Here is a 14,329-nt window from a genome sequence, read left to right as displayed (position 1 = left end):
CGATGCCTCATTCGAGCGACCCCTTGATCGTCTTGGTCGAATCCGCTGCTTGCTGATCCGCGGCTTCGGTGATGCCAAGTGCCTGTCGCAACCGCCGGATCAGTTCGGAGTAGTAGTTGAACTGGTACTGCAGGTGTCCGTGGTAGTACTCGCCGGCCTCGTTCACCCCGTTCGGCCCGTTCACGGCTGCCTGGCTGACCGGCTCCTCGGCTGGAGGCACTGCCTTGAACGTGAATTCGGCGGCCCGCATCTGCTGTCCGAGGGCAGTGCGCTGGTCTTCGGCCTTCTTGAGCATGGCCCGCATCTCGTCCGAGCTCATCGCGAACCCCTGCCCACCGGCAGGCGCCGCCCCCGCGCTCGGCAGGTCCGTCGCCCAGAAACCGATCCCGCTGAAAAACGAGCCCGTCATCGTCCTCCCCCCAACCCGTTCAGGGTCGCGTACAGCACCTCGGTCAGCGCACCCCGGGTCCCCGGCTGGAAGCTGACCATCCGCTCCCGCCCCGGATACACGTAAGTCAGCACCCGCCCGGTCCCAGCGACATCCACCGCCGTGATCGGCGCACTCCGAGAACCCCGGTTCACGGCGTAGCACTGGTGCAACCCCGTCCGCCGCGCCGCCATCAGCCGGCGCGCCCACGGCAACGGGTCGCCGCCGTGATCCGAGGTCGGGTCGTCGAGGTCGTACGACTCCTCCACCGCCCGGCCCGAGAACCGCGCCTCCGGGATCGACACCGCCGAAATCCGCGCCGGCGGCACCGGCGGCAGCACGTCCACCAGCGACTCCGCCGGCCGCGACGGTTCCACGACGTCGATCCGGACGGTGTCGTCCTTCCGGATCAGCCGGAGCGCGTCCGGGCCGTCGACGGAGACGAGCACCGCGCCCGACTCGTCCGCTTCGATGTCGCCGAGCCACGCCGTGAACTGGTGCGCGCCCTTCGCCAACACGCGCAGGACGTCGCGGAACTCGCGCGTAAGCGTGCCGCCCGCCGCGAGGCGGAGCGAGGCCAGGACGTCGAGGACCTGCTCGTCGAGCCGCTTGCGGGTCTCGTCGCCGAGCCAGAGGTTGTCGGCGCCGAGGACCGCGGGCGGCGGGCCGTGCCGTTCCCACTCCCACGCGGTGAGCAGGGCGGCCTTGGGCAGGAAGATCACAGCCCGATCACCGGGGGCACCGTCCGCTCGTCAGAGCCGCCGAAGACGCTCTCCGGATCGGCCTCCACCAGGTAGGACGCGCGCTGGTGCTCCGCGTCCTCCTCCCCGTTGCCGCCCTTGGCGCCGTGGCCCATGCCGCCCATCCCCGGCGAGCCCGGCTTGCCCGCCGCGCCGCCGCGGACCCCGCCGGCCGCGCCGGGACGCCCTTCGCCCAGGGCACCGGCACCGGTCGCCGCTCCCGGGCCGCGGGCTCCGGTGCCGGCGCTCGAGCCGGACGACGAGCCGGACGACGAGCCCGGCCCGAAACCGCCGCCAACGGGGCCGAAGCCGGGACCGAACCCACCGCCAGGACCCGAACCGGGACCAAAGCCGGTGCTCGGTCCCGTACCTGGTGGCTGGTAGCCCGGCGGATATTGCGCCGACGGCGGCACGTAACCCTGCGCGCGAACGCTGTCGTCCACGCCCGGCGTGTGCGCTCCCGGTGGCGTGACCTGCCCGGGGGGCGTGACGTGTCCCGGAGGAGGCGGCGGCTGGACGACGGGCGGGTGCACCGCGGGCGGCGGCTGGACCTGCGCCCCGATCGTCCGGTCGTCGTCCCCACCGCCCGGCGTCCGCTTCTGGGGCGGCGGCTCGACGGGCTTCTTCGGGTCCTGCACCGTGAAGTCGCCGCCGGTGTACTCGCGGAGCTGGCCGTAGTCGATCGTCCGGGCCGCGGTGTTCGAGCTGGACTGCTGCGAGTACGCGTTGTACCGCTCGACGTTCTCCTGGGCCTTCTGGTTGTACTGGTTGATCTTGTCTTCGGTGTCGGTGTCCCACGGCGTCGCGACGTCCCAGGCACTGCGCGTCGGCGGCTGGTCGGTGACGTCCGGGTGCAGCGAGTTCTTCATCTGGTGGAACTGGTCGATCTGCGCCTGGGCCAGCGTCGAGTTGCGGTCCAGCGTCGTGGACGCCGAGGTCGCCGACGCCGTCAGCGGCTGGAGCCGTTCCCGTGCCGCGTCCGACGCGCCGCCCGTCCACGCGGATTCGAGGCCGGACGTCAGCTCGCGCGTGCCCTGCTCGAGCTGCCGCTGATAAGCCGACTGGTCGACGCCGGCCTGGTGCACCTTCTGCAGCGACTCGGTGCCGGGACCGTTCATCACGGCCTGGACCAGCTGCCCGGGTGACAGCCCCGAGGCCTGCGGGTTCGCCGCGCCGGTGCCGGTCTGCGAGCCGACGTACGCCCCCGCGATCGCGCCGGGCACACCGCCCGCGAGCAGGCCGACGCCCGCGCCGGTAAGGACGTTGCCGAGCCGCTCACCACCCGACTGGACCGCGTGCGCGATCTCCGACCCGACGTGCTTGGCAGCGTCGAGCATGTCGCCGAACAACCCCACCGAACCGCGCTCCCCTCGCGTTCGATCTCCCCTCTTGCGTCACGGACAATACCGCACCCGTTACCGGCTGTGCGGCGAATCGACCAGGTCAGGCGTCCGCACCTGCCACCGGGTCAGCGGCCGCAGCAGCCACATGCACACGACGGCCATGCCCTGCGCGCAGAAGAAGTGCACGACCCACGCCCCGAGCAGCGACGGTCCACCCCACGACCCGGCGGCCCCGGCCTCGGTCCAGAAGAACCCGAAGGTCGCGATCCGCCCGACGAGGTACCAGACCAGCAAGCCGACCGGGAACGCCGCGACGGCGGCGCCGAAGCCACCCAGCCCGGGTTCGGCGCCGAGCCACCGCCGCGCGAGCCGCCCCCGCGCTTTCGGACCGGCCAGGTACGCGGGGAGCGCCAGGAGCGCGTAGATCGTTCGTTTCCAGTCGGAGATGGTCATGGCAGATCACGCTACGAGCCGCTGACCAGCGCGAACACCAGGGTGACCGTCCCGAGTGGGTGGGGAAAACCGGAAGTCCGCCGAATCTGTCGGACCCGTGTGCCACACTCGGTCGCCATACGGTTACCGACGTGAACGGGGAGGTTCGCGTGTCGAATCCTGAGCAACTGCTGGCGAGCTTCGACGCGAAGATCGCCGAGGCCAAGCAGCGGGGCGAGCGCATGCAGGCCGAGATGGCGGCGGTCTCCGTGGCCGAGCGCAGCCCGGACGGCCAGATCGCGGTCAAGGTCAACCACCTCGGCAACCTCGTCGGGCTGGAAATCGGGCACACCGTGCGGGAGAAGGCGAACCTCGCCGACGAGATCCTGCGGACCGTCCAGCGCGCGCAGAGCAGGCTGGCCGGTGCCGTGCAGGCCGGGATGCCGTCGATCGCGGGCACCGAGACCATGAACGAGCTGGTCGACCAGCTCCACCGGGAATTCCCGGAGCCGGAGCCACCGGGCTTCGTGGACGGTGGCCACCCGGCGCCCGCGAACGACGGGGCGCGCTTCATCGCCGAGGAAGAGCCACCGCCGGCACCGAAGCCGAAGCCGAAACCGGCGCCGCCGCGTCCCGCACCCGAGGCCGGCAGCGACGACGACTACTTCAGCGACGGCGACTACCTGCGCTGACCAGGGCATCAGGGGAGGGGAACATCGTGAACAACCCGCAGGCGGACATCCGGATCAAGCCGGAGCAGTTGCTGTCCCACGCGAAGAAGCTCGAACCGTTGGTCGACCGGTTCTCGAAGACGCTGGACGCCGCGGCCCAGGTCGTCGACCCGATGGCGTTCGGCCTCGTCGGACAGGCCTGCGGCCTCGGCGCGCTGTGCGCCGTCGCCCAGACCCTGGGGAGCGACTCCATCGGTCACGCGAAGAACGTGGCCCAGGAGCAGATCGACCGCGTCCGCACCTGGTCCCAGCACGTCGACTGGCGCGAGCAGGACGTCAAGGCGAGCCTGGAAGGCATTCACCTTGACTGAGAACGCATTGGTGACGGAAGCCAAGAAGAAGGTCGACGAGGGGTCTTCGGCCCTCGAAGGCGCCGGGATGGCGCAGGACTTCTGGGACGCGGCGACGAAGGCGGCCGACGGCGACTGGACCGAAGGCCTGCTCAACCTCGGCTTCGGCGCCATGGGCGTGATGGACTTCCTCCGCGACCCGATCGCCGGCCTGGCCAGCATGGGACTCGGCTGGCTGATCGAGCACGTCGAGTTCCTGCGCGCCCCGCTGGACTGGGTCACCGGGAACCAGGAGCAGCTCGACGTCATGCAGGAGACGTGGAGCGGCATCAGCGACGAGATCGACGCCATCGCCAAAGACCTCCTCGAAACGGTGAAGGCCGACAGCGCGGAGTGGCAAGGGGAAGGCGCGGACGCGTATCGCGCGTTCGTCGCCGAACTCGGCGACATGTACTCCGGGGTCGCGGGCGGTGCGAAGGCCGTCTCCGTGCTGATCGACGTCTGCAAGAGCATCCTGAACGTCGTGCGCAGCGTGCTGCGCGACCTGCTCACCGAGTGCATCGGCAAGCTGATCAGCATCCTCATGCGGTACCCGGGGCCTGCCGCACCGGCGGGCCTGGCCGGTGAAGGCACGGCCGAGATCGTCAGCTGCGGCACGCGGATGTCGGAGTGGCTGCAGAAGCTCATGCGGGCCTTCCAGAAGGGCATCAGCCAGTTCAACCACCTCAGCGGGCTTTTCCGGACAGTCGGTCAGAAGCTGCTCGCCGCCCTGCGGGACGCGGCACACGCGGCGCCGGGCGTCTTCAAGGACGGCCTCAAGGAACTGCCCAAGGCGCTCGGTGAAGAGGCAGGCAAGGAAGGCGGCAAGAAGCTCGCGGGCGCCTACGACGAGGCCGACAAGAACTACCGCGAGAACCACTACAACGAGAAGAAGCCGGCCGCCGAACCCGTCTTCCAGCAGCAGGGTGGCCAGCGCATCTCCGGGTCCATCTAGCCGCGGTGGTGTCGACGACTCCCGGCGAGCCGGAAACCGACGCGGTGCAGGTCCGGCTGCCGATCCACAACCCGCCGTCCGAACTGAGGACGGCCGTCGGGTGCATGGCGTTCTTCGGCGTCGTGCTGGCTGCCGCCGCCTGCGCCCTGGCATGGGTGCGCAGCGGGGACCCGGTCATGTACCTGGTCTCGCCCGTTCTCGGTGCGTTGGCGGTCCTGTGCTTCTGCGCCAAGCCGATCTTGGGGCGGTACCTCCGCCGCAACGGCGCGCTGGTGACGGCGAGGGTCGAATTCGGCCCGGACGGGTTCCGGCAGCCGCTCGAGGACAAGACGACGCTCGTCCTGCCCTGGGACGACGTCCGCCGGTTCGACTTCCGCCGAGGGCAGCCGAACGGCCGCGTCGCGCTCGCCGTTTCGCTGGTGGACGACGAAGCGATCCGGAACCTGAACCCCGACTGCCGGCACAAGTCCGAAGACGGCTTCATCCTGTCGTCGGCGATGGCCCTGGAAGAGGCGGAAAAGGCGTCGGCGGCGATCAAGCTGTACCGCCCCGGCCTCGTGCGGTGGACGTCGAAGGACGTCCGGCGCGGTGGTTTCGGCATCCCGAACCCGGTGAAGCGGCTGGTCAAACGCTGGAGCGCGGACTCGGCGCGCACGCTCGTCCGCGCCGATCGGGCCTCCGCCGGCCGGCTGTTCGTCCTGTGGGTGGCCTGGCTGGCCGTCATCGCCGACTTCGTGGCGCCGGCCTTCTACGACATCCCGCCGGGCATCCCGCTGCCGGTCGCCCTGGTGATCTGGGTGCTGCTCTACCTGACTCGCTTCCGCGGTGACGCCGGCGAGTTCGCCCTCACCGCCGACACGATCACGTGGCGGCCCGAGGAAGGCGATCCGGTCCGGGTGCGGCGCGCCGACCTCGCCCGGCTGACCGTCGAACTCTCGACGAAGAAAGCCACGCGCCGCTACGTCTCGGTCCACGCGATCCTCCGTCGCGGGGAGGATCGCCTGCTGGCCGCGAAAGTTTCCCCGGGGGCGGCCAAGAACGTGCTTCGGCTGGTCAACCCGTGAACGAAAGCGTCGTCGTCTCGCGGACGGAGGGGCGCCACTGGATCTTGGCCGGGGTGCTGCTCCTCGTCGCCGGCGGGTTCGTTTGGCTGGCGCTGGCTTCGACGCAGCGAAGTCCAGGCGTCGCGGGCTGGGTTTTCGGCGGAGCCTTCGGGCTGCTCGGGCTGAACCTGGTCCGGCGGTCGGTGCGCCAGCCGGCCCGCAACGAGCTGATCATCGACGCGGCCGGCGTCTCCCGGGTGATCGGCGGCGTCGTCTGGGCTCTGCGGTGGGACGAACTCGCCGCCGCGTCGGTCGTCGGCAACGGACGGAAGCACGAGCGCCATCAAGTCGTGCTCAGCCCGGCTCGGGACGATTTCGCAAGCCCCCACCACAGCCTGGTCCGCATCGGAGGCGGTGACTTCCAGGTGGCCGGGATCGGGTTGTCCGAGCGAGAAGTTCCGCGAGTGCGCGAGGCACTGGCGAAGCACGTCGGCGTCCAGGCCGAACGCGTTGCCGGCGCGCGGGTTCCCGCGCCACCACCGGTCGCGGCCGCGGCGCCCGAGTGGATGCCGCCGCTGCAACCGTCCGGTTCCGTCAAGATCCACGTGAACGGCTGGGACCGCGCGGCCCATTGGTGGCTCCGGTTCTTCGCGCTCGCGATCGAGCTGGGACTCGGCGTCGCGATCGAGTTCGGGCCGCGCAACGGGCTCCGCACGGCCGGTGTCGTCGTGTTCATCGCGGTTTTCGTCGGCATGACCTGGCGGGAGATCGGTTGGCAGCAGAGCCGTTCCCGGCGGTTCCGAATCACGCTGGAGCTGTCTGCCGCCGGCCTCCACTGGAAGACCTACTACCGCCAGATCGTGGTCTCCTGGCCGGAAATCGCCGAGCTGCGGACACCGACGCGGCTCCTCGAGTTCCGGCCGGCCGGCGACGACTTCCCGCTCCGCCGCCCGGAGCTGGACGAACTCCGGCAGACCGACGGCTGGTACCGGCTACCGGCCAGGCTGAGCGCGACGGCGGCGAAAGAACTCGACACGCGCATCCGCGAGGTGTTGCCGCATCGCATGGGCGGGCTGAGTTCACCGCCGAACTCGACGAGGTGACGGTGACCGTCGGGCGGGGCGCCGCCGACGCCGATCACTCGGGGGGCTACGTGATCGGCGCCGGCGACCCGATGCCCTGCCCGGCTCGCGCCGGTTGGGGCAACGTCACCACCACGTCGAGCGTGATGACGCACCAGGAGAGCGGGACCGGTCCGCGAAGTGACGGCCGGGGGACGGACATCCCCCGATCGAGTGACGGGTATCCGCTGCTCGCATGATTGTCGCACTCAGCCCCGGATAAGTTACAAAAACCTTCACTTTCCCCTTCCTCGCCGGTCCTGACCTGGCCCGGACCGGTTTCGTGGCACAGTGCGGGGATGAACTCCGACGTGCTCGTTGTGGGATCCGCCAATGCCGACCTCGTCGTCGCGGTGGATCGGCGGCCGGGTGGTGGGGAGACCGTGCTGGGCGGGGACACCGTGCTCTCGCCGGGCGGCAAGGGCGCCAACACCGCGGTCGCGGCCGGCCGGCTCGGCGCGGACGTCGCGTTGCTCGGTGCCGTCGGCGACGACCCCTACGGTCGGTTGCTGCTCGACTCCCTCCGCGCCGCCGGCGTCGACACCGGGCTCGTGCGCACCAGCGACCGGCCGACCGGGATCGCCTACATCACCGTCACCCCGGACGGCGAGAACTCGATCCTCGTCTCCCCCGGCGCCAATTCGAGCCTGGAACCCGGCGACGTCGACGCCGTTTTCGACGGCGTGGAAATCGTCGTCCTTTCGCTCGAGGTGCCGTTGCCGACCGTCGAGCACGCCGTCGCCCGCGCTGCCGAACACGGCGTCAAGGTGCTGCTGAACCTGTCGCCCGCGGCGAAGCTCTCGCCCGCGACGCTGGCCAAGCTCGACGTCCTGCTGGTCAACGAGCACGAAGCCGCGTGGCTGACCGGGCCCGGCGGCGACTTCGGGAAGCTGCTCGGCCTCGGGCCGCGGGCCGCCGTCGTCACGCTCGGAGCGGCCGGAGCCGTCGTCGTCGAAGCCGGCGGGGTCACCGAGGTCGCGTCACCGAAAGTCGAGGCCGTCGACACCACCGGCGCCGGGGACGCCTTCGCGGGTGCGCTTGCCGCGTCCCTCGCCGACGGCGCGGGCCTGGTCGCGGCGGCCGAGCGCGCGGTGCGGGTCGCCGCGTTCAGCGTGACGCGGCGCGGTGCACAGCCGTCCTACCCGACCGCCGCCGATCTGGCGGAATGATCGCGCCGTCGCGCGTGTTGCCCGTCACATGGGCGATTCGTTCGGTTCGGCCTGGTGGCGCGGCTACGCCGCCCAGTTGAGGGCGATCGCCGAGGCGAGGCGGCCGGACCACCTCGCGATCATGCCGCTCGCGGAAACCCTCGAGGCGCTCGGCAAGCAGACCGAACTGGACGAAGGTGTCTACGACGTGCCGCTGGAGGGCGTTGTCGGCACGGTCGCCCGCGCCGGGGACTTCGACCGCGAGTTCCGGCCACGCAACCGGGCGCTGCGTGACCGATGGGAGCACCTGACGCGGACGTCGGCCGACTTGCCACCGGTGCGGCTCGTGCGGCTCTCCGACATGTTCTTCGTCGAGGACGGTCACCACCGCGTCGCCATCGCGCGCGCCCGCGGCGCCCGGGTCATCCGCGCGCGGGTCCGCTGGATCAGCACGGTCGCGTGCGCGCTGCGCTGCCTGACGCTCGCCGACCTGCCGTCGAAGACCGCCGAGCGGATGTTCCTCGAGCGCGTTCCCCTCCCCGACGACGTCCGCCTCGGGCTGTGGCTCGACGACCCCGCCGACTGGTTCCGGCTCGCCGACTCGGCCGAGGCCTGGGGATTCCGCCGTATGCTGGCCGGACGGCCGGTCCGCAGCCGCGGCGAACTGGCCGAAGCGTGGTGGCGCGAGGAGGTCGGGCCGGTGCTCGAACAGGTCAAGCAGCGCGGTTTGTGCCCGCCACCACGAGATATCCAGACGTATCTGAGCTATGGTCTAGACCATGTCTGACTCTCTGCCCGGGGTCGCCGTCAGCCCCGGCCGTGCCAGTGGTCCCGTCGTCCGCGTCGCGGAGCCGCTCGGCGAGCCCGCCGCCACCCCGGCCCCGGCCGATCCGGCCGCCGAGGCCGCCCGGATCGCCCCCGCCGCCGCGATCGTCGCCGGCCGCCTGGAGAAACAGGCCGAGACCGCGACCGGCGAAGCGGCGACGATCCTGATCACGACCGCCGCGATGGCCGCCGACCCGGCGCTCGCCGCGCAGGCGGAACAGCTGGTCAAGACGCAGAACCTGCCCGCCGCACGCGCCGTCCACCAGGCCGCCGAGGGCTTCGCCGAAGCGCTGGCCGCGGCTGGCGGGTACATGGCGGAACGCGTCCGCGACGTCCGCGACGTGCGCGACCGCCTGATCGCCGAGCTGCTCGGCATCGCGCCCCCGGGCGTGCCCGAACTGACGTCGCCGGCCGTGCTGGTCGCCCGCGACCTCGCCCCGGCCGACACCGCGGGCCTCGACCCGGCGAAGGTCCTCGCCCTGGTCACCGAGGAAGGTGGCCCGACCAGCCACACCGCGATCCTGGCGCGTGCACTCGGCATCCCGGCCGTCGTCGCGGTGCGCGGGCTCCTCGCCCTGGACGCGCAAGCGCTTGCGGTCGACGGCGACACGGGCGTGGTCGAGGTCGTGGACCCGTCGGCACCGGTGGTCACGGCGACGGTCGCCCAGCTCGCCGAGTGGAACGGCACGGGCGCGACGGCCGACGGCCACCGCGTGAAGGTCTACGGCAACGTCGGCTCCCCGGCCGACGCGCAGGCCGCGGCGGACGCGGGCGCCGAGGGCGTCGGCCTGTTCCGCACCGAGTTCTGCTACCTGGACGCCTCGGACGAGCCGTCGGTCGCCGACCAGCGCGCCGCGTACACCGCGGTGCTCGCCCCGTTCCGCGGCAAGCCGGTGATCGTCCGCACCCTGGACGCGGGCGCCGACAAGCCACTGGCCTTCCTCTCCCCGGAAGCCGAACCCAACCCGGCGCTCGGCGTCCGCGGGCTCCGCGTGGCGTTCGACCGCCCCGAGGTCCTCGACCGCCAGCTCGAGGCGATCGCCGGCGCGGCGGAGGACTCGGGTGCCGAGGTCTCGGTGATGGCCCCGATGGTCGCGACGGTCGAGGAAGCCGCCTGGTTCGCCGACCGCGTCCGCGCGGCGGGCATCCCCCGGGCGGGCGTGATGATCGAGATCCCGGCGGCGGCACTGAGCGCCCGCGAGATCCTCGAGGCGGTCGACTTCGTCTCGGTCGGCACGAATGACCTGGCCCAGTACACCTTCGCGGCGGACCGCCAGCTCGGCGCGGTCGCGAAGCTCAACGACCCCTGGCAGCCGGGTCTGCTGCGCCTGCTGAAGCTGATCGGCGACGCGGCCAAGGCCACGGGCAAGCCGGCGGGCGTCTGCGGCGAAGCGGCCGCGGACCCGCGCCTGGCCCTCGTCCTGGCCGGCTTGGGCCTGACGAGCCTGTCGATGAACGCCCCGGCGATCCGCACGGTCGGCGCCGGCCTGGCCGCGACGACGCTCGCCGAGTGCGAAGCGCTGGCGGAAGCCGCACTGGCCACCTCGGACCCCGCGGCAGCCCGCGCGGCGGCTCGCCCCTGACCGGGGACGGGCTCGGCGACGCCGACCGCAGCAGCGGCGCGGGGCTGTTCGGCAGGCCTGCCCCGGTTGCGGCCTGACTGGGGACGGGCTCGGCAACCGCGGCGCGGGTCGCGGAGCAGTCGGCCTCGGTAGCGGCTCGCCCCTGGCGGGCGAGCCGTGGGCGGCTCGGCGGGCGCAGGTGGACCCGCCCGCCGACGTCCGAACGCGCGTCGCTCGAGTAGGCAGGCCGAGGGGCGCCCCCCCACTTTCAGTCTATCGGTCATCACCGACCGTGGCGGGCTGTGCGAACCTGAAGCCCCGGGGTTGTCCACATTGTTCGAGGGGTGTGGACAACCCCGGTCTCACGCAAAAGAAACCCTCCCGGGGTTGTCGATCCCCGCTCCTCCCGCTCGACGAACAGGTGAAGAACCCCAGTCGAGCCGAGAGGACCGCACATGACCGCCACCATCGCCGCTCCGGTTGCCGGAGCCAGGGCCGGGCGTCGGGAGTGGGTGGGGCTGGCCGTGCTGGCCTTGCCGGCTCTGCTCGTCTCGCTCGACGTCTTCGTGCTCGTTCTCGCGCTGCCGAAGCTCGCCCTCAGCCTGCACGCCGATGGGACCGAACAGCTCTGGATCATGGACATCTACGGCTTCATGGTCGCCGGGTTCATGGTCACCATGGGGACGCTCGGGGACCGGATCGGGCGGCGGAAGCTGCTGCTGATCGGGGCCGCCGCCTTCGGGGTCGCCTCCGTCGTCGCCGCCTTCTCCACCAGTGCCGGGATGCTCATCGCCGCGCGGGCCGTGCTCGGGGTTGCCGGGGCGACGCTCGCTCCTTCCACGCTCTCGCTGATCGGGGCCATGTTCGCGAACCCGCGGCAGCGAGCCGAGGCGATCGGGATCTGGGCCGGGTGCTTCACCGTCGGGGCGATCGTCGGGCCGGTGGTCGGGGGCTTCATGCTCGAACACTTCCGGTGGGGCTCGGTCTTCCTGCTCGGCGTGCCCGCCATGGTCCTGCTGCTGCTCATCGGTCCGAAGCTGCTGCCCGAGTACCGCGACGAAACCGCCGGGCGGCTCGACCTGCCGAGCGTCGGGCTCTCGCTCGCCGCGATCCTGCCCGCCGTCTACGGCGTCAAGGAGCTCGCTCGCGACGGCGTCCACCTCACCGCCGTGGTCGCCCTGGTGATCGGCGGGATCGTCGGGTACGTCTTCGTCAAGCGGCAGCGGACGCTCGACGAGCCACTGGTCGACTTCAGCCTCTTCGCCGCGAAGGCGTTTCGGACCACGCTCGGCGGGATGCTGCTGTTCAGCGTGCTCGGCGGGACCACGATGCTGTTCGTCGCGCAGTTCTTCCAGGTCGCGCAGCAGCTCTCGCCGGTCGGGGCCGCGCTCGGGTTGCTGCCGGGGATGGCCGCCTCGACCGTCAGCTTCCTCGCCGCGCCCGTGCTCGCCCGGCGGGTGCCGCAGCGGGTGCTGATCGCCGGTGGGGTCGCGCTCGCCGCGGCCGGGATGGCGATCCTCGCCTTCGTCGAGCCGGCCGGCGGGCCCGCGTGGCCCGCGCTCGGGTTCGCCGTGACGTCGCTGGGGGTCGGGCCGATGGTCGCGCTGGGGACCGATCTCGTCGTCGGCTCGGTTCCCGTGCGCAAGGCCGGGGCCGCTTCCGCGCTCGCGCAGACCGTCAACGAGTTCGGCTACTCGCTCGGCCTGGCGACCGTCGGGACGCTGGGCAGCGCCGTCGCGCGGTCGTACGGGTTCGCCAGTGGCCTGCACGTCGTCGCCGGGCTCGCCGCCGTCGCGTTCGCCGTGCTCGTGGGGTTCGTCGCGAAGAACCTGCGGACCGCCTGAAAGCGAAGGCCTCCCCGCCCGATGCCTGGGCGGGGAGGCCTCCTTGACGCCGGGGGCAGAGGGACCCCGGCTAGCCGAAGAGCCCGCGCCGCGGGTGCCGGATGACCAGCGAGCCGCCGTGGACGCGGCCGCTCAGCACGTAGCGCGGGTTGCCCATGCGGCCGTTGCTGCGGGTCTTGTCCTCCATCGCGCCGAACTTGACGTCGCTGATCGCGTTGAGGTCCACCGCCGCGTGCTCGGGGATGATGATCTCGACCGAACCCCACTTGGCGTCCAGCTCGATGTGCACCACCGGCGACTGGACCTGGGCTTCGGTGAAGTCCAGCTTCGTCGACCCGTACTTGTTGCGGACGACCAGCTCGGACGGCACCACCCACGGGCCGCCGCGGTGCAGCGAGGAGTACTTCGCGTTGAGCTCGAACCGGCGGCCCGGCGCGTACCCCACCGGCGGCGGCGCGTACGCCGGCGCGGCGGCGACGGCCGCGCTCGGGTGGTAGAGGCCGGCGAGGTCGGCCAGCACCGCGTTCAGCTCGCCGCGCGTCCTCGACGCCAGCGCGCGGTCGGTCCGCTCGGTGAACTCGTCGAGGTCGATCATGCCGCGGCCGATCGCCTTCTGGAGCACGCCGACGACGTGTTCGCGCTCGTCGTCGGAGACCCGCAGATCGCGCTCGCTCAACGGCTTGGTTTCGGTGGCCCGCTCGGCCGCCGCGTTCTCTTCCTCGCCCATGGTCACGATGGTAGAACCGGATTTCACCTCGCAGATCGGGGGAAAACCCTGAACGGACCCGTATTCCGCGGTGCCGCCGCCTGCGCGGCGCTGGTTCTGCTGTCCGGGTGCACCGGCGAAGACACCCCTCCACCGCCTCCGCCGACGACTACCGCCGCGCCGCTGCCGCAAGGCCTCACCGGCATGCGCGCGACCGGCGGGATCGGGGTCACGGCGCTGCTCCCCACCGCCGGCCCCACCCTCTTCGACGCCGACCGCGGGGCCGCCGCCACCCCGCCCGGCTACCCCGGCGGTGACGCCGAGGCGACGGTGCTCCGGGTCGGGAAGACCGCCGTCCTCACCGTCACCCACGGCACCGAGCCGTCCGGAATCCTCGGCTACACCGGCCCGTCGACGCCACCGCGGGACCTCGGCCGCGCCTGGTCGGTCGCGCCGGACGCCGCCGGCGAAGGCGTGTGGCTGATCCGGCAGGACGCGCCGGACGACTGCCGGCTCCAGCACGTCCCGCTGGGCGACGGCGAGCCCGACCGGGGCCAGCCCGCCAGCTGCCGCACCCAGGTCCGCGCCGAGACCGCGCACGGCCTGCTGATCACCATCAACTCCGGCGCCGCCGAGTCGACCGACGCGCTGATCGACCCGGCGACCGGCCGCACGGTCGAACAGGCGCCGCGCATCCTCGCCGTCGCCGGCGACCGGATGCTGCTCGACGGCCTGACCGATCTCACCCTCGTCGACCTGCGCGACCACGGCCGCAAGCAGCTCAGCAGACCGGCGATCGGCGGCCGGCTGACCGTCGCCCCGTCGCGCGAAGGCAGCCTGATCGCGGCCGACTTCGCCAACGCGGCCTACCGCGGCACGAACACGCAGGTCCGGGACGTCTGGCTGCTCCGCACCGACGCGCTGACCTGGGAACACGCCCCGGGCATGCCGTACGTGACCGAGCACCTCAACCGCGGCGGCGGTCTCGACTGGACCGAGAACGGCGACCTCGTGCTCGCGGACGGCGTCATCGGGGCCTGGCACCCCGGCGAGCCGCGGTGGCGCCTCGGCGCGGCCGCGCTGCCGTCGAGCGACTGGTCGGGCCTCGCCGTCCTGCCGTGAG

General features: G+C 72.1%; 15 protein-coding genes. 10 read left to right on the top strand and 5 right to left on the bottom strand.

Features of this window, described 5'->3' with window-relative positions; genetic code table 11:
- Positions 1–7 precede the first annotated feature (7 nt).
- From EIY87_RS17725 to EIY87_RS17710, 4 genes are read right to left on the bottom strand one after another with little or no spacing between them, the layout of a single operon-like run.
- Complete coding sequence (locus EIY87_RS17725) at positions 8–409, bottom strand: hypothetical protein (protein WP_125309283.1); 402 nt, start codon at positions 407–409, stop codon at positions 8–10.
- Positions 406–1,149 carry an ESX secretion-associated protein EspG gene (locus tag EIY87_RS17720; protein ID WP_125309281.1) on the bottom strand — a complete coding sequence of 248 codons (744 nt, stop codon included), beginning with the start codon at positions 1,147–1,149 and terminating at the stop codon, positions 406–408. The genes EIY87_RS17725 and EIY87_RS17720 overlap by 4 nt, the downstream gene beginning before the upstream one ends.
- Complete coding sequence (locus EIY87_RS17715) at positions 1,146–2,522, bottom strand: hypothetical protein (RefSeq protein WP_125309279.1); 1,377 nt, start codon at positions 2,520–2,522, stop codon at positions 1,146–1,148. The genes EIY87_RS17720 and EIY87_RS17715 overlap by 4 nt, the downstream gene beginning before the upstream one ends.
- A 60-nt stretch (positions 2,523–2,582) precedes the next feature.
- Complete coding sequence (locus EIY87_RS17710) at positions 2,583–2,963, bottom strand: hypothetical protein (RefSeq protein ID WP_125309277.1); 381 nt, start codon at positions 2,961–2,963, stop codon at positions 2,583–2,585.
- Positions 2,964–3,112: 149 nt separating this feature from the next.
- Here EIY87_RS17710 and EIY87_RS17705 point away from each other — a divergent pair, with 149 nt between their 5' ends.
- The 9 genes from EIY87_RS17705 (at position 3,113) to EIY87_RS17665 (ending at position 12,500) form a co-directional block, all read left to right on the top strand.
- The gene (locus EIY87_RS17705; RefSeq protein ID WP_125309275.1) at positions 3,113–3,634 is read left to right on the top strand and encodes a YbaB/EbfC family nucleoid-associated protein; all 522 of its coding nucleotides are present in this window, start codon (positions 3,113–3,115) and stop codon (positions 3,632–3,634) included.
- Between the two features lie 26 nt (positions 3,635–3,660).
- Positions 3,661–3,984, top strand: coding sequence for a hypothetical protein (locus EIY87_RS17700; protein WP_125309273.1), 324 nt, complete (start codon positions 3,661–3,663; stop codon positions 3,982–3,984).
- A gap of 10 nt (positions 3,985–3,994) precedes the next feature.
- Positions 3,995–4,957, top strand: a complete 963-nt coding sequence (locus tag EIY87_RS17695) for a WXG100 family type VII secretion target (protein ID WP_125309271.1) — start codon at positions 3,995–3,997, stop codon at positions 4,955–4,957.
- An 8-nt stretch (positions 4,958–4,965) separates the two neighbouring features.
- A complete protein-coding gene (locus EIY87_RS17690; RefSeq protein WP_125309269.1) occupies positions 4,966–6,021 on the top strand; it encodes a hypothetical protein in 1,056 nt (351 codons plus the stop codon).
- Positions 6,018–7,103 carry a hypothetical protein gene (locus tag EIY87_RS17685; protein ID WP_125309267.1) on the top strand — a complete coding sequence of 362 codons (1,086 nt, stop codon included), beginning with the start codon at positions 6,018–6,020 and terminating at the stop codon, positions 7,101–7,103. Before EIY87_RS17690 ends, EIY87_RS17685 begins: the two co-directional genes overlap by 4 nt.
- Before the next feature lie 317 nt (positions 7,104–7,420).
- The gene (locus tag EIY87_RS17680; RefSeq protein ID WP_125309265.1) at positions 7,421–8,290 is read left to right on the top strand and encodes a ribokinase; all 870 of its coding nucleotides are present in this window, start codon (positions 7,421–7,423) and stop codon (positions 8,288–8,290) included.
- Complete coding sequence (locus EIY87_RS17675; protein ID WP_225439915.1) at positions 8,247–9,056, top strand: hypothetical protein; 810 nt, start codon at positions 8,247–8,249, stop codon at positions 9,054–9,056. Before EIY87_RS17680 ends, EIY87_RS17675 begins: the two co-directional genes overlap by 44 nt.
- Complete coding sequence (ptsP, locus tag EIY87_RS17670; protein WP_125309263.1) at positions 9,049–10,677, top strand: phosphoenolpyruvate--protein phosphotransferase; 1,629 nt, start codon at positions 9,049–9,051, stop codon at positions 10,675–10,677. Before EIY87_RS17675 ends, ptsP begins: the two co-directional genes overlap by 8 nt.
- A gap of 434 nt (positions 10,678–11,111) precedes the next feature.
- Entirely contained in the window at positions 11,112–12,500 is a 1,389-nt protein-coding gene (locus EIY87_RS17665) for an MFS transporter (protein ID WP_125309261.1), read from the top strand.
- Between the two features lie 70 nt (positions 12,501–12,570).
- Here EIY87_RS17665 and EIY87_RS17660 read toward each other — a convergent pair whose 3' ends face one another.
- The gene (locus EIY87_RS17660; RefSeq protein ID WP_125309259.1) at positions 12,571–13,227 is read right to left on the bottom strand and encodes a DUF1707 SHOCT-like domain-containing protein; all 657 of its coding nucleotides are present in this window, start codon (positions 13,225–13,227) and stop codon (positions 12,571–12,573) included.
- 183 nt (positions 13,228–13,410) lie between these two features.
- Here EIY87_RS17660 and EIY87_RS17655 point away from each other — a divergent pair, with 183 nt between their 5' ends.
- Positions 13,411–14,328, top strand: a complete 918-nt coding sequence (locus EIY87_RS17655) for a hypothetical protein (RefSeq protein ID WP_225439914.1) — start codon at positions 13,411–13,413, stop codon at positions 14,326–14,328.
- Position 14,329 lies beyond the last annotated feature (1 nt).

Source organism: Amycolatopsis eburnea, from assembly GCF_003937945.1.
Classification (GTDB): domain Bacteria; phylum Actinomycetota; class Actinomycetes; order Mycobacteriales; family Pseudonocardiaceae; genus Amycolatopsis; species Amycolatopsis eburnea.
Note: the sequence above shows the minus strand (reverse complement) of the source record. Positions and strands in the feature narration are given on the sequence as shown.